We start from the raw sequence: 21,207 nt of genomic DNA on the forward strand, positions 1-21,207 counted from the left end.
CTACGTCCCTTCTACACCACTTCGAAACAATTCATAATAGAAACCTTTCCCGGCCATCAAGAAATTTAATGTTAAGTTATAATGTTCAGTGTCTTCATACGAAATCTCCTGAATTAAAGAATCATTTTGACAAAAACTAATTAAAATGGATTCTTTCTTCATTCATCAAGACGTTTATTTAAAGGTTGGCTATTTTTGTATTCTGTTCCTATACTAAAGTTCCCGTTAGCTTAATAATGAACCCAAAATAAATGGTGCAATAATTAGTATTATAGAAATGGAAATGAATAGAATGGAAACATTTTTCGGCAACTTCTTTCTACCCTTCCCCTTATACCAACCAGAGAATTGCAATTTGTTTCTGTATAACACAAAAAGTAAAACTAATATTGATAATGCACTGAGCCACGAATAAGTTTCAGTTACTCCGTTGATTGTATAAATGTTACCTATAATTGCCCAAGCTAAGCCCCCAAGTAGTACAAAAATAATTATTATGCGTAGTAGTTCTAATACAGTCCTCATTTCTAATCTCCCACCTCTTTTATAAAAGAACCTATTAGCTTAATAAGGATGTTTTATAACTAAAATAAGAATATTACTATTTGCTAAAACCTCTATTTAATTTTTGAATACCTACGTGTACTATTAAACCCAACATACTCCATATGTTTAATACAGCACTAACTATCAATAAAAATACTTCTATAAACTGTGGCAAAGAAGTAGTTAAAGCAATCGTTAACGTACTGCAACCAACCACTAAAATAATCAATAGAAACGGTAAATTTTTGACCATTTAATTCTCTCCTCATTCATTCCATTTAATTATTTCTATTTTATTCTTAAACAAATACCAACTAGTCTTCATACTGAAACAACTCTTCAACAGAAACCTTTAAAACTTTCGCAATGTCGAGGGCTAATTTTAAAGAAGGATTATATTTTCCATTCTCAATGTTTCCAATCGTTTCCCGTCTAACTCCTACTGCTTTGCAGATGAAGAGATTTGCCCCTAAATGTTAGTTCCATGTCTGCAAGCAATAAATCATTATCTATCTTCAGTTTTTTCACTATCTCCTGACACCTACCCATTTTTTCTCAATGATATTGGGCTTCTTACGACTTGTGTGAAGAACATATAATTCTCTATTAGGATCTTCCCGATGAATTTCTTGATACGCCCTCATCGCCTCTGGAGAATTGGAAAACTTTTTCAAAGGGGCAGTCTCTTCTAAGATACGCTCACTTTGCCCATTTGTATGCGCTTGAGTTGCTTCTATCAAAACCCACTGTTTAGGAAATGCTTGGCGTACATCTTCCCAGTTCATTTAAATAACCTCCAGAATATTTAGTTATATTATATCATGATATCCTACCATATTGTGATTGCACTCAATAAACAACTTAATACAATAACTATCGCTCCATACTTTTCTCTCCACTTTGCTAATTTTGAGGAACTATCATTACTCAAATTATCTTCTCCCCTTTTCTTACGCTAAGGCACCAGTTACTTTAAGTGTAACATTTCACATAACCTAATTTTATCTTACATGGCAAAATAAAAATCCCCTTTACCAGAGGACTTAGTTTATGGATATATTTAATTGTTGCAAGTCGATTGTTAGACCTACTTCCTTCATGAAATCATATCCAAGAATACCGTCAATCTCTAGACCATAATCCATTGACCCTAATTCAACATGGAAGTTTTGAACTTCTATTTCATCGTTAATAGAGATTTGATCTATATCTTTAGTATATACAAACTCAAGCCCACCGACTCCTTGAATTGTTTGAGTTACATCATTTGGTTCTGGTTTCACCTTTATTTCTTCGAGTTTATTAACATTAAAGATTGTTCCAGCAGATCCGGTATCAATTAAAACATTCTCTAATTTTAAGCTGCGACCTTGAAAAGTTACTATAACCTCTATAAATGGTAATTCCGACAATTCCTTTATCTTAATCATATTTTTCTAAGTCCTGTCCATTTTTTCTCATATATATTGAGATCCTCTCTAGATGTATGAAAGAAGTATAGTTCCCGATTAGGCTTTTGCTTGTGTAATTCATTATGGCGACGGAATGCGTCCATTGAATCATCAAAAGAATCTATTACAGCTATGTCGTCTACTATGCGATAATTACTATCTGAGTGAGCTTCAATTGCTTCAAATACAACCCACTTATCAGAATATGCTTTTCGAACTTCTTCCCATAACATACATACTCCCCCTTTGTGAAATAGAAATGTCTTATTATCATTTTATCAAAAATTTTATTAATTTTCCTCAAGTTTCATTATTAAAGATATGCCCCTATTTGTTTAAGAAGAGTGTTCTTTTAATTCCTCATAATGCTTTGTAGGGTTATCGATATTGTTTTCAATGAAATATTTTGCTTGGTGTTTAAACATATCAACGTAAGGGTCTTTGTCCATAGATAAATCTCCTAATTCATCAACACTTCCCTCAATTTGAAAAGTATCGTATTTTACATCTACAACCACAGTCATATATGTTTGCCCTTTATATGAGACCGTACCAATCACTTGTTTGCGTTCTAAATCTACAAGTGGAAACTTGTGTCTGAATCCCGTCGGCTTAAAGATTGTGTACCCAACATTAGATTTAACTGAGTATTTCTTTATTAGGTACGAACCAACAAGTGTTAAAAAAAGCACTAAAAATAAGTAAACTTTATTCCTCAATCATTTCACCTTCACTAATCAATTTTTTCTTTCTGATTATTATTTCATATTGTTGATTATTGTGCTAATCCTGTTTCAATAGCAAATAGGAGCTATCATTTTGACAACTCCTTTTTCAGCTATTGCACCAGTTACTTTAATAACTATAACGGTTTCCAATTAGGGTCTTTCACATCATTCTTATTTGGTTTCCTTACAAACTCAATACACCTTTCTTCACAAGCACCAAATAACATATAGTTTTTCTGTGCTTGTCTTAAAGAAGGGATATTCGCACCACCACCATAATCTGGGTCATCATATTGAACTCCATCATCTTCCCAAAAGCAGATGCTACATACGTCATATGTTCCAGGTGGTTCTTCATCTAAGGTTTTATAGCCACAACATGGACAAGTAAATTTCATCTAAATTACACCTCGTAATAACATTTTGCTTCTTTCACTATCCTGCCCTTTAGTTTAAGATCATTCCTTCACATACTTATAAAAACTTTTTAACATAAAATCTCAATACACATCGAAAAACCAGAAATGATAATTTGATATATATAAAATAAGGGCTGCAAAACGTTACGCGATTTGCAAACCCTTATTTTGTTTATTATTTAATGTTTTCTCGCCTATCACTGTACCCATACAAGGATCCGGTTATTATGCCATCCATTTGGGCGGGATGTTTTTATCCCAATACAAATCTCCTATTTCATGATGTTCATTAAACCCATCTTTACTTAAGTGGTAATGGAAATTAAAAAAGTAACCTTCTAATGGCCGATTATCCCTTCGAACATCGAATCTAGCAACATCTTGTCCTTTTCTATGATCATAGACATGAAAGATTTTTTCGCCGTAACCTTTGGATGGGGATTCTGTTATTTCATAATGAATATAATCATCTCCCGCGTCCTCTACTAAAGTTGCGAGAACGGACTCCATTGCTGGTAGTATTTGGTCTGTAAATTCATCTTCTACTTTATTGACCATTCTTGGGCCAAATTTAGCCATCGTTTGGTCTTTCGCTTGATTGATCATATCGTTTATAAAATATTCTTTATCATGTATTTTTTGATTACTTTGTATATCTATAGGTTCTTCTTGTTGAATGGAAACTGCTACGTTAGTGGAGTTTTCACTTAGGTTTTCCTTTGGGAGACTATCTTTCGGTTCATCTGCTTGAACTTCTAGTAATGCTGTTGGTGTGTACATTCCTAAGGTTGCAATCGTTGTCAGAACTACTAGTATTTTTTTAAACATTACCTTCACTATGTTTCACCTTCTCCAAAACCATTATATTAATTATTTTAACATGTGGAGGAATATTTGTATGTTTCAAAAATGTTAATAATAATATAAATTCAGCTCCATCATAAAAAAGTAGAAACGAATGGTGGGAAGACACCACCTCATTTCTACTTTTCCTATTATTCGTCGAACTTCTTAAATATAATTGTTGCATTATGCCCACCGAAACCTAGTGAATTAGATAGGACTACATCGAGATCCTTTTCTTTTGCAACGTTTGGTACATAGTCTAAATCCAGTCCTTCATCGGGGGTTTCGTAGTTAATCGTTGGTGGCATGATAGAGTCGCGAATGGCTAGAATAGAGAATATAGCCTCTACTCCTCCCGCTCCTCCTAATAGATGTCCTGTCATTGACTTCGTTGAGCTGACAGATAAATCGTAGGCATGCTCGCCAAATAATTGTTTGATTGCGATTGTTTCATATAAATCATTATAAGTAGTGGAAGTCCCATGAGCATTGATATAATCCACTTGATTAGGCGAGATTCCAGCATCTTTTATCGCTTCTTCCATCGCCCGCTTAGCACCTTCACCTTCAGGGGCTGGTGAGGTAATGTGGTAAGCATCCCCTGTTGCACCATATCCAACTAACTCAGCATAAATGTTTGCTCCACGAGATAAAGCATGTTCCAATTCCTCTAGCACGACAATTCCACATCCCTCAGCAATAACAAATCCATCTCTATTTTTGTCAAATGGACGACTAGCTGTGTTGGGATCAGGATTTTTACTAAGGGCAGTCATATTGGAAAAACCAGCAACCGTCATGTCCGTAATCGATGCTTCTGATCCCCCAGAAACCATGACATCTGCTTGGCCGTTTTGAATAACACGGAAGGCATCACCAATCGAGTTTGTCCCGGAGGCGCATGCCGTTACGGAACAGTTCACCATACCTTTTGTACCGAGCTCGATAGAAACTCTTCCAGCAGCCATATCCGGTATGAACATAGGGATAGTGAATGGACTTACTCGTCGCTGGCCTTTTTCCATGAACTTTTTGAAATTATCCTCAAATTCACCTAAACCACCTATCCCAGAGCCAATCCATACCCCAATTCTTTCCGGGCTAATGTCTTTCCCAACTATCATCCCAGCATCTTTCATCGCCATTTTACTTGAAGCAACAGCAAACTGACTAAAACGCCCCATTCTTCTTGCTTCTCTTTTATCCATATAGTCACTGGGGTTAAAATCCTTCACTTCTCCAGCAATCTTAACATCCACTTTCTCCTTATCTAATAAGGTAGATTCCGCGATTCCTGATTTGCCTGCCTTTATATTATCCCAAGTTGTAAAAGCATCATTTCCAAGTGGAGTCACCGCTCCAATTCCTGTAATTACGACTCTTTTCTTCACAAGGTTCTCTCCCATTTCCATTTAATCTTATTCTTATTTATATTATATCGACTGAACATTGAATTTAAAATCTTTAAGTTCGGATACTATAAACTGCCAAATGTTGCTAAAATAGGAATAAGAATAAAAACGAGGTGATATATATGGCAACATTTGATGATTTCCAAAAGTTAGATTTGCGAATTGGCACAATTGTTGAAGCTGAACCTTTCCCAGAGGCACGTAAGCCGGCTATTAAGTTAAAGATTGATTTTGGCGAAGAAATTGGTTTAAAAAACTCATCGGCACAAATAACCAAACGATATGAGGCAGAAAACTTAATCGGAAGACAGGTCGTTGGTGTAGTAAACTTTCCCCCGATGCGAATTGCAGGATTCAAATCCGAAGTTTTAGTTTTGGGTGGCGTTCCAGATGAAGGAGATGTTATACTTTTAAAACCGGACGAAACAGTTAAAAACGGAACACCAATTGCTTAAATGATGGAACACCTCTTACAGCAAAGGGGTGTTCCTTTTACCTTTACCATTTCAATCAGTTTAAAAAGGAAGGCCCTGATACATAATAAAATAAAGTAAAACTCATTCAATAGGGGGCTAATTGTAAAGCATACCGCAATGAGTAAGAGGAGATAGGATTTATGAAATATTTTATTGTTATCATTAGTTCATTTATTATTAGTTTTGCGTTTAACTTTTTTTTAGTTCCTCATGAAATATTAAGTAGTGGAATTAGCGGGGTTGCTATTTTAATTGGATTAATTACTCCGTTTGATATTGGATTATTAAACTTTCTACTAAACTTACCTATCCTAATTCTTGGTTATTACAAACTTGGCAAGGAAATTACTCTTAATACGCTTCTATGTGTTATTTCACTTTCCATCTTTTTGTATGTATTACCCGTTCACGCTTTAGCAGAGAACACCTTACTATCCGCTATTTTCGGTGGAGTCCTTGGTGGGGCTGGTGTAGGCCTCATTTTAAAATACTCTGGTACATCCGGTGGTTTAGATATTATTGCTATTATTATATCCAGAACTAGTAACGTAAGTGTTGGACTGTTATTAACCGCAATGAATGGCGTTATTGTTTTATTCTCTGGATTTATCTTCGGTTGGGATCTTGCGTTATATACATTAATCTCTATCTTTATAACAGGTAAAATAATTGACGCCGTTCACACGAATCATATTAAACTTACGATGCAAATTGTTACGACAAACGGGGAACAAATACGACAGGAACTATTACAATCCATTTATCGTGGGATTACAATCTCAGATGGTTATGGTGGATATACATTAGAAAAAAAACAAATCTTAATGATGATTGTTACCCGCTATGAAACCATCAAGGTAAAGGAAATTGTAAGGAAACACGATGCAAAGGCATTTATTAATATTTTCGAAACTGTAGAAGTAGACGGGGAATTTGCTAAAAACTAAAAATTAGATACGAAAAGTTAAAATCGATTAAGAAACAAAAAACAAAAGCACTCTTATAACGCAATGAAATAGGAAATATTCGGGTATTGGGCGCATTGAAGCACCCGATATAAACAGGATATACTTGAAAATCAACCAATATAAACAAATAGAAACACTTAGAAAACTTGGCATTCGCCAGGCTTTTGGGCGAGTGCCTTAGTTGCACTTATGCAGACAGGAAGGATTTTATACTTTCCTACCTGCCAAAAATAGTTCCGGCTAGCTAATAGCTAACCGGAACTATTTTTACTCTTGGCTAGTGTTCTGTCCTATACGATGATTATATAACGCGAACCGTAACCATACCGTCAATTTTTTCAACAGCTTCTAACAGGCTAGGAATAATATCTCCATTAACTTCTTCATCGATATCAATCATCGTATAGGCATAATCTCCACGGCTTCTGTTAACCATGTCAGCAATATTTAAGTCATGTTCAGAAATAACAGAAGTAATTCGGCCAACCATATTTTTCACGTTATGGTGGAATGCCGCAACACGACGTCTACCTGTATAAGGAAGCGTTGCGTTCGGGAAGTTAACAGAGTTCACAATATTACCTGTTTCTAAAAAGTCCTTCACTTGATGTGCTGCCATTACGGCACAGTTTTCTTCAGACTCACCAGTTGAAGCACCAAGGTGTGGGATAGAAATAACATTATTCATTTTCAGTACTGTTTCATTAGGAAAGTCCGTAATATATTTTCCTACTTTTCCGCTTTCTAGAGCAACTGCCATGTCTACCTCATTAACCAATTCTCCACGAGAGAAGTTTAAAATATGAACGCCATCCTTCATAATCTTAAATGTTTCTTTATTGAACATTCCTTTTGTATCATCGGTTAAAGGTACGTGAACGGTAATATAATCAGCATTCGCATATACTTCCTCTAAAGACATTGCACGTTGGACGTTGCGAGATAAATTCCATGCTGTATTAACAGAAATAAATGGGTCATATCCAATTACATCCATACCTAAATGTAGAACATCATTAGCTACAAGGGAACCAACAGAACCTAATCCAATAACCCCTAATGTTTTCCCTTTAATTTCATTACCAACAAATTGTTTCTTACCTGCTTCTACTAGTTTAGGTATCTGCTCACCTTCATTTTCTATCGTTTGTGCCCAAGCGATACCTTCAAATAGATTACGGGAAGATGCCATTAAAGAAGTAATAACAAGTTCTTTTACAGCATTCGCATTCGCACCTGGTGTGTTAAATACAACAATTCCTTTATCCGTACATGTATCGATTGGAATATTATTAACCCCAGCACCTGCACGTGCGATAGCTTTTAAATTATGATCAAATTCCATATCATGCATATTAAAACTACGAACTAAAATTGCATCTGGACTTTCGACATCATTGTTAACCGTATACTTTTCTTGTTCAAATTCTTTTAGACCTATTTCGGCAATTTGATTTAATGTTTTAATCGTTTTTTCTTTACTCATAGTTACAGTAGCCATTTATATTCCCGCCCTTTATTGATGTTTTTGTTCAAATTCTTTCATAAATTCTACTAACGCTTGAACCCCTTCAACCGGCATTGCATTATAAATACTAGCTCTCATGCCACCAACAGAACGATGACCTTTTAACGTTTCTAATCCTGCTTCTTTCGCTTCTTTCACGAATAAAGCATCTAATTCCTTTGAAGGTGTAACAAAAGGAATGTTCATAATAGATCTTGAACCTTTTTCAACAGGAGAAGTAAACAGGTTAGACTCTTCAATACAACGGTATAAAATGTCCGCTTTTTCACGGTTCATCTTTTCCATTTCTTTTAACCCGCCAAGTTCTTTGATCCACTCAAAAACTAATTTTGCCATGTAGATAGCAAAAGTTGGAGGTGTGTTGTACATAGAACCACTTTCACTATGTGTCGCAAAGTTTAACATGGTTGGACAGTTATCTTCCGCTTTGCCAATTAAGTCTTCACGGATAATGACAACCGTTAACCCTGCTGGACCGATATTCTTTTGTGCCCCAGCATAGATTAAACCAAATTTCGTAACGTCGATTTCTTCAGATAGGATATTAGAAGACATATCAGCTACTAACGGAACGCTTCCTGTATCCGGAATTTCGTGGAAGGCCGTACCTTCTATTGTATTGTTTGTAGTAATGTGAACGTAAGCTGCCTCAGGATCCACAATTTCTTTGTTTATAGCTGGTATATAGGTGAAATTTTTATCATCTGAAGAAGCAATGACACGGATGTCTCCAAATTTCTCCGCTTCTTTTATAGCCTTTTTCGACCATGAACCAGTATGAACGAAATCTGCCTTTTTGTTTTCACCAAATAAATTCATAGGAATAGCCGCAAACTGTTGAGACGCTCCTCCTTGTAGGAAAAGTACTTTATAGTTATCAGGAATCCCCATTAACTCTCTTAAAAGTTGTTCTGCTTCCGTGATAATATCCGTAAACCAACCTGAACGATGGCTTAACTCCATTACAGACATTCCAGAATTATTGTAATTGACTAGTTCTTTTTGAGCCTTTTCTAATACTTGTAATGGAAGCATAGAAGGACCTGCTGAGAAATTGTAGACTCTATTCATCGTTACCTTCACACCTTTATGTTTGATATAAATCTATTAAATGATATTTAATATTCAATTTGAATAATTTAGGTTTAAAATAAAACACTCTCTTATTTTACAATATTCTGTGCATTCTTTGTAGGCCAAATTTCCCTTCCTTGGAATTTCCCATTAAAAACATAAAGAGGCAAGGGTCTATCGTGAACGATTGATTCCCTTACCTCTGCCCAGGCGAACGGCTTATAAACTATGTGCTCCCTCGCGGTGATCCGCGTTCGCCAGTTACACATAGCTCTGTAAATTTAATTTCATCTTACCAAAACTTCTAATCTCATTCAACCCTTTTTTACTGGTAATGTAGGGACTCTTTGTACTTGTTATAGATTCATATGAAAAATCGGAAGAGCAAAAACAGTATGGTTTCAATACAGATTCTGGCTTTTCCTGTCTGTTTTTCTTATCAACTTTATGAGATTGATACAGGAAATTCCGAGCATATGTGATATATACCGAATATAAGCGATTATTATTATGTCTTAAGTAGTTCAATGTGACTTTTTTCAAAATTCACGTTATATACGCGATTTCTTGGCAATAAATCACGTTTGTTGATTCACAATGTTATTGTTACAATTAGTTGTAGCGCTGATTTTTTAAAAAGCAATGAAAAGCAGTCATTAAATTTTAATCTTATTACTATGTGAATAAATGAACAAGGGGGTTGTTTTATAATGGAAGCTTTTGATAAAAGTGAAAATGAAATCAGCACTAATAATGAAAAACAGTCAGGTGATGACTATTCATTAGGCCGCGTACCACGTAATGAAAGAAATATGGGGTGGCTTAGCATTACAAATATAACTTTCGGAATTGCTACCGCCATTTTTTATTTTCAAATGGGAAGCGTCATGGCCCTACAGTTTGGGGCAATTAATGCCATTATATCCGCCGTATATGCTATTATTGTCGCCGGAATTCTAGGGACATTCATCGCATATCTATCCGCAAAATCTGGAATGAATGTAAATTTACTATCTAGAGGTGGCGGTTTTGGATATATCGGTGCTTCTTTAACTTCATTTATTTATGCCACTAATTTCATCATGTATTGTGCACTCGAAGGAATGATCCTAGTCGCTGCAGTACACGAATTCTTACCCATCATTCCGCAGTGGGTGTTAATTGTTGTTTTTGGGACCATCGTTATTCCACTAAATTGGTTCGGAATTAAACAACTAGATAAACTTCAAAAGTGGTCACTACCTTTATTCTTCATATTCCTAATAGCAGCAATTATTATGGCCTTTCTGACACCATCGGTTTATGAAGGTAGCTTCTGGACTTACATGCCTGAAGGGGTTCAAGTCGGGGGTACAGCGTTATTATTATGTATCGGAATGCAACATGGAATTATGGGCTTAACACCACTACTCGCCTCAGACTATACACGATTTTTGAAGCCAAAGGACACGAAAATCGGAATCTTTGCCATTGGATTTATCCCGCAGATATTCTGTTTTGGTGTTATGGGTGGGTTAGGAATCTGGTTCGGTGTTAGATTAGGTGAAGCAAATCCTGGTGTTTATATCGTACTTCTACTCGGCTTCTGGGGAGCTTTATTCACCATGCTAACCCAAATTCGAATTAACATTACGAATATTTATAGTGGATCTCTATCTCTATCTTCTTTCTTTGAGAACATCTTTAAATTCACACCAGGCAGACGATTCTGGGTAGTTATTACAGGTATCTCCGCAATTGTTCTTATGCTTGGAGGTATCACAGACCACCTCGAATTAGCAATGACATTCCAAGGTGTTTTCCTATTGACTTGGGCAACCATTCTAGTGACCGATGCCATTATTGTTAAAAAAGTTATGAAAATCGGCCCAGGTTATTATGAAGCAAGACAGGAAAATCTGTATAGGTGGAATCCTGTTGGTGTGGTTTCCTTAATTATTGCGAGTGGTATAGGAACCATTGCTGCGCTAGGATTTATGGGGGAGTTCTTACAAAGTACTGCTGCATTCTTCGCATCTATACTAGCTGCTATCCTAACCGTTATTTTAGCAAAATATACAAATGGAAAATACTATGTTAAGAAAGAAGCAACTGACATTGAAAAAGAGGATTATATTCGTTAACGTTAACGTGCCCATTGATTGATGGAACCTCCAAAAGGTATTTTTGGAGGTTTTTTTGGCATTCGGGGGATAGAAACCTTGCTATTCGACACCGCACTTGCATTTCCTTCGCTTTCGGGAGCATAGAAACCTTCTATTCAACATCACGATTGGATTTCTCTTGCTTTCGGGAGCATAGGGCCTTGCTATTCGACACCGCACTTGCATTTCCTTCGCTTTCGGGAGCATAGAAACCTTCTATTCGACACCGCACTTGCATTTCCTTTGCTTTCAGGAGCATAGAAACCTTCTATTCGACACCGCACTTGCATTTCCTTCACTTTCGGGAGCATAGAAACCCTCTATTAGACCTCGAACTTGCATTTCCCTCGCTTTCGGGAGCATAGGGCCTTGCTATTCGACACCGCACTTGCATTTCCTTCGCTTTCGGGAGCATAGAAACCTTCTATTCGACACCGCACTTGCATTTCCTTTGCTTTCGGGAGCATAGAAACCTTCTATTCGACACCGCACTTGCATTTCCTTCGCTTTCAGGAGCATAGAACCTTGTTATTCGTTCTGATTCTCACTTTATTTATAAAAGACAACAAAAAATTTCAAATAATTAAATAAATATGTTACTATCATGCTAATAAACTAAAGGATGTGTATAAAAAAATGGAATATAAGTCCCGAAGTAAACCTAAGGAATTAATAGTCCTAGAGTATCTTAACAAAAGAATGAATTTATCTAATAATGATAAACAGCACTATTTCAATCTAAAAAGAGGATATGAGGGAGAGTTATTATTTGATTCATTTACCAAAAAACTACATTGTGATTGTTTGATATTAAATGACCTGCTACTAAAAGCGAATAATACTACCTTTCAAATTGACTCACTAATTATCACTCAAGAAAAAATCCTCCTTTATGAGATCAAAAACTTCACAGGCGACCACTACTATGAATTAGATAAACTCTATAAAATGCCTAAATTCGAACTAATTAATCCTTTGTACCAATTAGGAAGAACGGAATCTCTACTTCGTCAGTTACTACTTAGCCATGGGTTTGTAAATCCGATTGAAGCAGCAGTTGTTTTTATTAATCCAGAATTCACTTTATATCAGGCGCCTCTTCATAAGCCAATCATTTATGCTTCTCAATTACCTCGCTATTTTAGTAATTTAAACAGATTGCCTTCAAGATTAGCTGGAAAACATAGGATGTTAGCGGACAAACTGTTATCCCTTCATAGCCATGAATCTCCCTATAGCCAACTACCACCGTATTATTTCAATCAACTTCGTAAAGGAATCACCTGTTTAAGATGTGAATCATTTTCTGTTCATACAACCGGTAAAAAATACACTTGTAAAAAGTGTGAGCACGAAAATAACCTAAGTGAAGCAGTAATACGTAATATTAATGAATATACGCTTCTCTTTCCTTCCAAAAAACTAACGACAACAAACATTTATGAATGGAGCAATTTTATCTGTTCAAAGAAAGTTATACAAAGCATTCTTAGCAAAAACTATACAAAAGTTGGTGAATGGCGATGGACTTATTATAAGTAAAAAGAGCAGAAGCCCTGTATAGACCACTACTCTCTTACTTTTCTCTCCAACTCTGTTGCAACAAACTGCATATCCTCAAGAAATAATGGATATAAATTTGGCCTTCGTCGAACAGCGAGTGGATGATAGGCTGCTGTTGTTTGGTATCCTTCAACTTCATGCCAGTTTCCTCTTAACCCTTTTACATCCAACTCCAGATTACGGAAAAATGATTGTACTGCTACATTTCCTAAACATAGAATTAGGGATGGCTCTTGAATTTGAATTTGATTTTCTAAGTGATGAATGCAAATTGCCCTTGTTCTATCCTTCTCGTATGCACGAATCGGTTTTCTTTTCAGAATATAAGTAACATAGATCTCTTCTTTCGTTAATCCTGTTTCGAAAACAGCTTTTTGCAAGGTCTGTCTTGTTCCACATACAAAGGGACTTCCTTCACGGCTTTCTCTTGCTCCTGGATTATCTAATATAATCATAATAGGAGCCTTTGGATTTCCTTCACCCCAAATCATGCGTGAACCTTGCTCATACAACCCGCACTCTTTGCAATTCCTTTGTACTTCTGGAGTTCGGTCTTCTGGCCAAATCTCTGGGCAGAATGGTGACATATAACTCACTCCTTGTAAGTAATAAAAAAAACTATCCCAAAAATGTTTTTTCTTCCAAAGGCACTACTTTCCCCTTTTCATCTTTATAAACAACATGCTCCTCACTAAATTTTACCGGCGAGTCTAAGCCGGCAGCTGCGGCTATTCGAAACAGCCCTTTTCTCATCGAAATAACATAGTTTGCAGTTCGATGTTTCTTTTCATCAATTACAAGAGCCTTTTGTAAATCAGGGTCTGTTGTTGCAACACCTACTGGACAAGCATTAGATTGGCACCTTAGTGCTTGAATGCAACCGACTGTTATCATAAATCCTCTTGCAATATTAACTAAATCCGCTCCCATGGCAAGGGCAACAGCGATACGATCTGGAGAAATGAGTTTACCAGAGGCGATGATTTTCACCTTATCCCTTACACCATATTCCATTAATGCCTTGTGGACTAATGGTAATGCCGATTTAATAGGCAAACCAACACCGTCTGCTAATTCCTGGTAAGACGCACCTGTTCCGCCCTCGCCGCCATCAATCGTAATAAAGTCTGGGCCTTGTCCAGTTTCTTTTATTTGTTTTGCTAACTCCTCAGCTTCATGGAAACTACCAATAACAACCTTCATTCCGATAGGCTTTCCTGTCGCCTTTCGTACATTTTCCATGAAGGAAAATAAAGAGGATAAATCACTAAACTCTTTAAATCGATTTGGGCTATCAATCGACTTATAGGGTTCGACCATACGAATACTTGCTATTTCTTCCGTTACCTTTTCAGCATCAATATGGCCGCCCCGCGTTTTCGCCCCTTGTCCCAGTTTTAATTCAAATGCCTTAACTTGAGGGATTTTCGCCTTATCCTTCAATGCCTCCCAACTAAAGTTTCCTTCAGGGTCTCTTACACCGAAAAGGCCTGGGCCAATTTGCATTATAATATCGACATCACCTTTTAGATGATATTCTGAAATCCCACCTTCTCCTGTATTCATCCAACTCCCTTTTGCCATGCCTATCCCTTCAGAAAGTGCTGTAATGGCTCTTTTTCCTAATGAACCATAGCTCATTGCTGACATTCCAATTTGCCCTTTCACAACAAAAGGCTGCTCGCAATTCGTACCAATTACGATTGCATCTTCCTCTTTTAATAAATATGCAGGTGACTCATGGCTTTCTAGCTTTTCTTTTCTATGCATGAATAAAGGTTCATGAATTAGTAAGTATCTATTTGTTTTCACCTTTATACTGGTGTCCATATTAATTTCCTCTGTTAGTTTAGGAAACATCGAATTTCGAATATAGTAACCTGGCTTGTCAAAGTCTCTTAAAGACCCAAAGCCAACAACATCACGTTTGTATTTTGCTTTCTTCACAATATGCTGATACTCTACTCGGTTAAACGGCTTTCCTTCAAAGTCACTATTAAATAAATACTGTCTTAATTCAGGACCAATCTGCTCAAGAAAATACCTTGCACGTCCTAATACTGGATAATTTCGTAAAACTGGATGTTGTTTTTGATTCCGATCTACCAAAAATAAATATAACAATATAATAATCAAAGACGCCAAAAGGAAAGAAGTAAAGATGAATGCAATAATGGTCATCATATCTGCTATGTTCAAGTAAAATTCCTCCTTAACTAATAGCTAGTGTCCCCTATCATTTCATTTTTACAATTCCCTTTTATACTTAATTGTAGACTGCTAATTTTCCCACATGACAAAAAATCCACCTTGTTTTACAAGATGGATTTTATTCATATCTTCTAAAAATATTCCTAACCATACTAATAATTAAGCAAATAGAGCTTGTCTAAACTATATCCAATTTAGCCCTTCTTATCCAACAATCATAAGATAGATGAAGAATAGAACCATTATCACTAAACCAAAAGGTGCTCCGAACCTCGCCCATTCTTTACTTGTAATTCCTAATTTATTAGCCGAAATTATATTAGGGATATTTCCAGGTATTAGCATTCCACCACTAATAATAAGCCCTAATAATAAAAATCGAATCGTTCCCGTATCCATCGCAGGGCTAATTTCTGCAGCTGCTAGTGTAGCATTATCAAGAATAGCAGAGATCATATTGATCCAATACAATACTCCTGGCTGTAGATGAAGCAAGTACATATTTACAAGTGGTTCAAAACCAGCCCCAAGAAGGGTTAACCCCATAACAAATAGATAAATTTTAATGGAGCGAATGATAATCTCTGAATAACTCTCTGCCTCATTACTTCCATCTAAAGTACGGTCGCTTTTACTTGGCTTTAATGTAACAAATGCAATGATTCCAATGGCAACAACAGCAAAAATAACCTCAAAACCAATTAATTTAAATAAATAGAAAAACTCTTCATTTAATTTATTTGTAGCAATGGTTGATAACGGTTCACCAATTGGAGTTAATACCGCACCTAAACCAATAGAAAAACAAGCTAAAATAACGGCACGAATTTCTGTCTTCCTATCTAGCTTTAATGTACTTACAATAGAAACTAACACGATTGCAGCAATTATTGCCGTAATCACACTAGATAACAATCCTAAAATAATAATGATTAACGCCAAAAATAGTCGGATATTCATTTTCTGACTAATATTTAATATGGATTTTTCAATAGGACCCTTCATCCATTTAAATAGTAAACCAGCAATAAGAACAGCTAATGTAATGAATATTGGGTCCTCCATGGCCTCAAACCATAATTCCTTGTTAAGCACGCCACTTACAATTGCCGCTAGCAAACCCATAACAAATAAGAAAGGTTCTAAATTCTCCTCAACAGGTTTTACTAGAAATGGTAATAATAAAACTAATAATAATATGATTACCAGACCAATGACCATACTATATTCCCCCAATTTTAATGATATAAATTTTGCTAAAAACGGAACATCATTGGCAAAATCTAATTTGTGAAAAATTTCACATTAAGTGTTGATTAGGATATTTCTATGCTACTATTTTACCATAATTTTTTGGAAGTTTACTTTCCACTTTTAAAACTAGACAAAATTTTTCGCCAATACAGTGTTTCACCTAACAAATGAACGCACAGAAATTTATGAAACAATTACGCTCCCAACGCAGTAATCTATACAACTAGTTGGAACAAGCGGGAATGAATAGGAAAATCATAAATTATATTTTTCTATTTGTCGTAAATTATACATTATATCAAGCAGATAAAAACAAGCTGCTTCTCAAATCTATCAGGACTTTCATCGACAATTTCCATGGTTTTCCTTACTATTTTAAACTTACGACAAACTTCTCCAATTTATTTAAAGCATAAGATATTCCCTAGGAAATATCTTAACAATTAAGCTCGAATATTGTAAAAAGATGTCACTTTTACATGTCTATTTTACGTTTTATTGATGTTGTATGTAATGTTAGATTTTTATTTTCTTTCGTTAATAAAATGCTTGTTATCAAATAAATAACACTTAAACTAAACGGCAATATAGTATATACAAAATCCATAAAAATAAATCCAACAACCATTGCCATTAAAACTACTGCAATGGATTGAAATATATATCCCTTACTTTTATAAAGAACGCTAAATGGAAGAAAATGAGCACCAGTTAAGATAGCAATAAAAAATGGCAACCACTCTATTTTTTCTATATAAATCATAATTAAAATTGGAGCGAAAAGAATCTGCATCCCTCCAATAACGCCAGCAAAACCCGATAATTCATTACCTCTCGCAATAAAGTCAATCTTAAGTAGATTTGATACTAAAATACCTAATGGAAAAATCATTCCAATCCCTATTAAATAAATTAAGCCCAACAAGTTAATATGCATATCGAAAAAACCTAAAATCCCCATTAGAAACCAATAAATGGCCCCTACATAAAGCATTGCTACCCCTTTTTTTGTACGTTGCATTAAATCATTTTGTACTTCTCTCATATTCATAAAAAGTCCCCCAAATTATTATAACTTTGTCTTTAATAGTCTAACATAAGATTGCTAGGAATTATCATAATAATTAGTATTTAACTTCCCCCCTTTTCGATAAGTTCGACAAATTTGGCTGCTGCTGGTGAAAGTGAAACACTTTTTAAGTAGCATACCCCAATACTTCGCTTCGGTATTTCTTCTTTTAATTGCACTTCATATACTAAACCTCTATTTAAATAATCCAACGAAAACTCCCGGGTTACACAAGCTAGTCCTAGATTAATTTTTGCAAAGTCTAATAACAAATCATGAGACCCTAATTCAAATTCAGGTGACAATTTAAACCCTTTTGACAAAAGATAATCCTCCACATATTTCCTAGAATTAGAGCTAGGCTCAAGGAATATTAAAGGGAGCTTCTTTAAATCATCTAAATCTAAAGGTTTGGAAAGGATGCTCTTATACTTCTCGCCACAAACAAACGTATCATGAATATCAATATAAGGAATGACTTCAAACGATTGATCATCCACTGGGAGATTACAAACCGCAATATCTACTTCTCCAGACTTTAAAAACGATAATATTTCAAAGGTTGTTCCGTTTAGTATTTTAAATTTCACTTTAGGATAATTATTATGAAAGGTCTCTAAATAGGACAATAAAAAATGTCTGGAAATGGTATCGCCAACACCTATTTTCAATTCCCCTGCCCTTAAATTTTTTAGCTCTAAGATTTTCCGCTCACCTGTATCGATTAAATTAAGGGAGGAATGGACATACTCAAATAAAAGGCTCCCTTCATCGGTTAAAGAAACCCCTTTTGAAGTTCTATTAAATAAGCGTGTTCCTAATTCTCTTTCTAATTGCATGATAGACTGGCTTACAGCTGGTTGAGTAGCATATAGCCTTTTTGCTGCTTTGGAGAAGCTTTTTTCTTTTCCTACCGTCCAAAATACTTTATATAAATCTAATTTACTTACCATATAATTCCCCCTTATACCTACTATTACATATATTAATTTTACTTATACACATTAAAATTGTATAGTAGAAATAGACGTTATTAACTTAATTATTAAGGAGCGAGTCGTGTGGAAAGAGTAGTTGGAACTGTTGTTAGAGGTTTACGTTGCCCTATCATTAATGAAGGGGATCAAATAGAAGAGATTGTGGTAGAGAGTGTATTAAAAGCTTCTGAGGTAGAAGGTTTTTCTATTCAAGATAAAGATATCGTAACAATAACAGAATCCATTGTTGCCCGTTCTCAAGGTAACTACGCAACGATTGACCATATCGCTAAAGACGTGAAATCAAAATTTGGTGATGATACCATTGGGGTTATTTTCCCGATTTTAAGTCGTAACCGTTTTGCTACTAACCTTAGAGGAATTGCAAAAGGTGCGAAGAAAATCGTTATTATGTTGAGTTATCCATCTGATGAAGTGGGTAACCATTTAGTCGATATTGATCAACTTGATGAAAAGGGAGTAAATCCTTGGACAGATGTTTTAACAGAAAATCAATTCCGCGAGCTTTTTGGAGAAAACAAACACACTTTTACTGGTGTTGATTATATTGATTATTACAAATCCATTGTTGAAGAATATGGAATCGAATGTGAAGTCATTTTCTCTAATAATCCGAAATCTATATTGGAATATACGAAAAGCGTATTAGCATGTGACATTCATTCTAGATTAAGAACGAAAAGAATCCTGAAAGACAATGGTGCAGAAAAGATATATAGTCTTGATAATATTTTATCAGAGTCTGTCGATGGTAGTGGTTATAATGAGGAATATGGTTTACTTGGGTCTAATAAAGCGACGGAAGACCGTGTAAAACTTTTCCCACGTGATTGCCAACCGGTCGTTGATAAAATTCAACAACTCCTTCAAGAAAAAACGGGCAAAACGGTAGAAGTGATGGTTTACGGAGATGGAGCATTTAAAGATCCTGTCGGTAAAATATGGGAGTTGGCTGACCCGGTAGTTTCGCCAGCTTATACATCTGGACTTAACGGAACACCGAATGAAGTGAAACTAAAATATCTTGCTGACAATAACTTCTCTGACCTTAAAGGAGAAGAATTACAAAAGGCTATTTCTGAGTTTATTAATAATAAAGAGGAAGACCTTGTCGGTGCCATGGAATCACAAGGAACAACACCAAGAAAACTAACTGACCTAATCGGTTCCCTATCTGATTTAACTTCAGGAAGTGGAGATAAAGGCACACCTATTGTCTTTATCCAAGGATATTTTGATAATTATACGAAGTAAATATGGAAAGGGCTGTTAATTCTTCCAACAGTCCTTTCCACTATTCATTTCCTTCCCACCATATACTTCTTCAATTTCTTCATTTCTTACACTCAAGTCTTCATCCAATCCCCAATTATTTGACTACTATTAAAGACTAGTCTTCTATATCAAAAGAAAATACTGTCTGTTTTTCATAAGGTTCCCCTGGCTCTAAAATCACACTTGGAAAATCCTCCTCATGCAACGATGCAGGAGAACTTTGTGTTTCAAAACATACTCCTAAATATCTCTCCGATAGACCTTCTGCTAAACGAAGCCCTTCCGGTAGAGTCGTAGAAGTATACATGACAACTCCCGGTTGATTGGTTCGTACTGATAATATACGACCTGAATCAATATCTTTCATAACAATGTTGTTTTCTAATGCATTGTCAAAAAGAAAATAATGATCATATCCTTCATTTGCTATACTATTTTGTTTCGTATGCTCATTAAACCCTTCACCTAACCTACGACCATTCCTGAAATCAAATGATGTTCCTTCTACATTCACAAGTTTCCCAGTTGGAATAAGCGCTTCATCCAACTCTACAAACTTCCTACTATCTAAAACAACATGTTGTTGATGAACCGTATTTTTTAAATTTCCACTTAAATTAAAATAAGAATGGTTAGTCAAAGTTAGTGGTGTAGTTTTGTCGCTTTTTGCATAGTAATCAATAATGAATTGATTATAATTGGTTAACGTATAAGTAACCTCAATATCTACATTACCGGGAAATCCACCTTCTCCATCCATACTTCTGTAAATTAAATGAACCCCAATCTTATCTTCCGTTTGAAACGAAGTTGTTTCCCATAAAACATGATTGAAGCCAACTAAACCACCATGAAGGCAATTTTCCCCATCATTCGATTCCACTGAATAAGTATTCCCATTCAAATGAAAGGTGGCTCCCTTAATTCTCCCAGCAACTCTACCAATTAAAGCCCCAAGATAGAAAGGATTGGTTTTATAATCCTCTAAGTTTTCATAACCAAGGACAACATTTTCGATATTTCCTTTGTTATCAGGTACTAAAATCTTAGTTATGATTCCACCATAATCGAGAAATTCTGCTGTCACACCATTATCATTGGTTAATGTGAATTGTTTCCATGTCTCTCCACTCTCTACTTGTATTTTTTTAGTATCAATTTTCACTATAAAATCCCCCCAATTCATTCGCTACAAACAAGAGTTTGAATTATAAGTATTAGAAAAGCAGGATGCCATTATGATGC

Annotated in this window: 23 protein-coding genes and 1 riboswitch; of the genes, 5 read left to right on the forward strand and 18 right to left on the reverse strand. The window is 35.5% G+C overall.

Translation table 11 applies throughout. The features are described from left to right. Nucleotides 1-225 precede the first annotated feature (225 nt). The 10 genes from A9178_RS08000 to fabF all read right to left on the reverse strand — a co-directional run bounded on the left by A9178_RS08000 (nt 226) and on the right by fabF (nt 5,396). Nucleotides 226-525 carry a hypothetical protein gene (locus A9178_RS08000; protein WP_068674133.1) on the reverse strand — a complete coding sequence of 100 codons (300 nt, stop codon included), beginning with the start codon at nt 523-525 and terminating at the stop codon, nt 226-228. Nucleotides 526-601: 76 nt separating this feature from the next. After that, nucleotides 602-799: a hypothetical protein gene (locus A9178_RS08005; RefSeq protein WP_068674135.1), complete on the reverse strand. Its 198-nt coding sequence runs from the start codon at nt 797-799 to the stop codon at nt 602-604. Between the two features lie 61 nt (nt 800-860). Further along, the gene (locus A9178_RS18610; protein WP_082918140.1) at nt 861-1,001 is read right to left on the reverse strand and encodes a helix-turn-helix transcriptional regulator; all 141 of its coding nucleotides are present in this window, start codon (nt 999-1,001) and stop codon (nt 861-863) included. Nucleotides 1,002-1,073: 72 nt separating this feature from the next. Further along, nucleotides 1,074-1,331, reverse strand: coding sequence for a hypothetical protein (locus tag A9178_RS08010; RefSeq protein WP_068674138.1), 258 nt, complete (start codon nt 1,329-1,331; stop codon nt 1,074-1,076). Nucleotides 1,332-1,589: 258 nt separating this feature from the next. Then, nucleotides 1,590-1,976 carry a retropepsin-like aspartic protease gene (locus A9178_RS08015; protein ID WP_068674140.1) on the reverse strand — a complete coding sequence of 129 codons (387 nt, stop codon included), beginning with the start codon at nt 1,974-1,976 and terminating at the stop codon, nt 1,590-1,592. Beyond that, the gene (locus A9178_RS08020) at nt 1,973-2,230 is read right to left on the reverse strand and encodes a hypothetical protein (protein ID WP_068674142.1); all 258 of its coding nucleotides are present in this window, start codon (nt 2,228-2,230) and stop codon (nt 1,973-1,975) included. Before A9178_RS08020 ends, A9178_RS08015 begins: the two co-directional genes overlap by 4 nt. 102 nt (nt 2,231-2,332) lie before the next feature. Continuing rightward, nucleotides 2,333-2,716 (reverse strand): hypothetical protein, encoded by a 384-nt coding sequence (locus A9178_RS08025; RefSeq protein ID WP_231889807.1) that lies wholly within the window; start codon nt 2,714-2,716, stop codon nt 2,333-2,335. A 143-nt stretch (nt 2,717-2,859) separates the two neighbouring features. Then, complete coding sequence (locus A9178_RS08030) at nt 2,860-3,123, reverse strand: CPCC family cysteine-rich protein (RefSeq protein WP_068674144.1); 264 nt, start codon at nt 3,121-3,123, stop codon at nt 2,860-2,862. A 246-nt stretch (nt 3,124-3,369) separates the two neighbouring features. Continuing rightward, nucleotides 3,370-3,972 (reverse strand): YpjP family protein, encoded by a 603-nt coding sequence (locus tag A9178_RS08035; protein ID WP_231889812.1) that lies wholly within the window; start codon nt 3,970-3,972, stop codon nt 3,370-3,372. A gap of 167 nt (nt 3,973-4,139) precedes the next feature. Next, entirely contained in the window at nt 4,140-5,396 is a 1,257-nt protein-coding gene (gene fabF / locus A9178_RS08045) for a beta-ketoacyl-ACP synthase II (protein ID WP_068674281.1), read from the reverse strand. 128 nt (nt 5,397-5,524) lie between these two features. On the opposite strand from fabF, the gene csaA reads away from it, so the two are divergent. Together csaA and A9178_RS08055 are read left to right on the forward strand one after the other, a co-directional pair. After that, entirely contained in the window at nt 5,525-5,857 is a 333-nt protein-coding gene (csaA, locus tag A9178_RS08050; RefSeq protein ID WP_068674150.1) for a chaperone CsaA, read from the forward strand. Nucleotides 5,858-6,018: 161 nt separating this feature from the next. Next, nucleotides 6,019-6,825, forward strand: coding sequence for a YitT family protein (locus A9178_RS08055; protein WP_068674152.1), 807 nt, complete (start codon nt 6,019-6,021; stop codon nt 6,823-6,825). Nucleotides 6,826-7,147: 322 nt separating this feature from the next. Here the strand turns inward: A9178_RS08055 and A9178_RS08060 are convergent, their stop codons facing one another. Together A9178_RS08060 and serC are read right to left on the reverse strand one after the other, a co-directional pair. Further along, nucleotides 7,148-8,347, reverse strand: coding sequence for a phosphoglycerate dehydrogenase (locus A9178_RS08060; protein ID WP_068674154.1), 1,200 nt, complete (start codon nt 8,345-8,347; stop codon nt 7,148-7,150). 15 nt (nt 8,348-8,362) lie between these two features. After that, nucleotides 8,363-9,445, reverse strand: coding sequence for a 3-phosphoserine/phosphohydroxythreonine transaminase (gene serC, locus A9178_RS08065; protein ID WP_068674156.1), 1,083 nt, complete (start codon nt 9,443-9,445; stop codon nt 8,363-8,365). 200 nt (nt 9,446-9,645) lie between these two features. Continuing rightward, a riboswitch (ZMP/ZTP riboswitch) is annotated at nt 9,646-9,723 on the reverse strand. 435 nt (nt 9,724-10,158) lie between these two features. Between serC and A9178_RS08070 the strand changes: the two genes are divergently transcribed. Both A9178_RS08070 and A9178_RS08075 read left to right on the forward strand, forming a co-directional pair. Next, complete coding sequence (locus A9178_RS08070) at nt 10,159-11,571, forward strand: purine-cytosine permease family protein (RefSeq protein WP_082918133.1); 1,413 nt, start codon at nt 10,159-10,161, stop codon at nt 11,569-11,571. Between the two features lie 657 nt (nt 11,572-12,228). After that, complete coding sequence (locus tag A9178_RS08075; RefSeq protein ID WP_068674158.1) at nt 12,229-13,134, forward strand: nuclease-related domain-containing protein; 906 nt, start codon at nt 12,229-12,231, stop codon at nt 13,132-13,134. 26 nt (nt 13,135-13,160) lie between these two features. Here A9178_RS08075 and A9178_RS08080 read toward each other — a convergent pair whose 3' ends face one another. From A9178_RS08080 to A9178_RS08100, 5 genes are all read right to left on the reverse strand, one after another. Next, nucleotides 13,161-13,742, reverse strand: a complete 582-nt coding sequence (locus A9178_RS08080) for a uracil-DNA glycosylase (protein WP_068674160.1) — start codon at nt 13,740-13,742, stop codon at nt 13,161-13,163. Nucleotides 13,743-13,773: 31 nt separating this feature from the next. Then, on the reverse strand, nt 13,774-15,354 hold the full coding sequence (locus tag A9178_RS08085) for an FMN-binding glutamate synthase family protein (protein ID WP_068674162.1): 1,581 nt from the start codon (nt 15,352-15,354) through the stop codon (nt 13,774-13,776). Nucleotides 15,355-15,570: 216 nt separating this feature from the next. Further along, nucleotides 15,571-16,587 (reverse strand): DUF1646 family protein, encoded by a 1,017-nt coding sequence (locus tag A9178_RS08090; RefSeq protein ID WP_068674164.1) that lies wholly within the window; start codon nt 16,585-16,587, stop codon nt 15,571-15,573. 508 nt (nt 16,588-17,095) lie between these two features. Continuing rightward, nucleotides 17,096-17,671 carry a DUF7010 family protein gene (locus A9178_RS08095; RefSeq protein ID WP_068674166.1) on the reverse strand — a complete coding sequence of 192 codons (576 nt, stop codon included), beginning with the start codon at nt 17,669-17,671 and terminating at the stop codon, nt 17,096-17,098. Between the two features lie 80 nt (nt 17,672-17,751). Then, nucleotides 17,752-18,642, reverse strand: a complete 891-nt coding sequence (locus A9178_RS08100) for a LysR family transcriptional regulator (protein ID WP_068674168.1) — start codon at nt 18,640-18,642, stop codon at nt 17,752-17,754. A gap of 108 nt (nt 18,643-18,750) precedes the next feature. On the opposite strand from A9178_RS08100, the gene A9178_RS08105 reads away from it, so the two are divergent. Further along, nucleotides 18,751-19,941: a coenzyme F420-0:L-glutamate ligase gene (locus tag A9178_RS08105; protein WP_068674169.1), complete on the forward strand. Its 1,191-nt coding sequence runs from the start codon at nt 18,751-18,753 to the stop codon at nt 19,939-19,941. A gap of 136 nt (nt 19,942-20,077) precedes the next feature. Here the strand turns inward: A9178_RS08105 and A9178_RS08110 are convergent, their stop codons facing one another. Further along, a complete protein-coding gene (locus A9178_RS08110; RefSeq protein ID WP_068674171.1) occupies nt 20,078-21,127 on the reverse strand; it encodes an aldose epimerase family protein in 1,050 nt (349 codons plus the stop codon). Nucleotides 21,128-21,207: the final 80 nt, after the last annotated feature.

Source organism: Oceanobacillus sp. Castelsardo, assembly GCF_001659985.1.
In the GTDB taxonomy this organism is placed as follows: domain Bacteria; phylum Bacillota; class Bacilli; order Bacillales; family Amphibacillaceae; genus Oceanobacillus.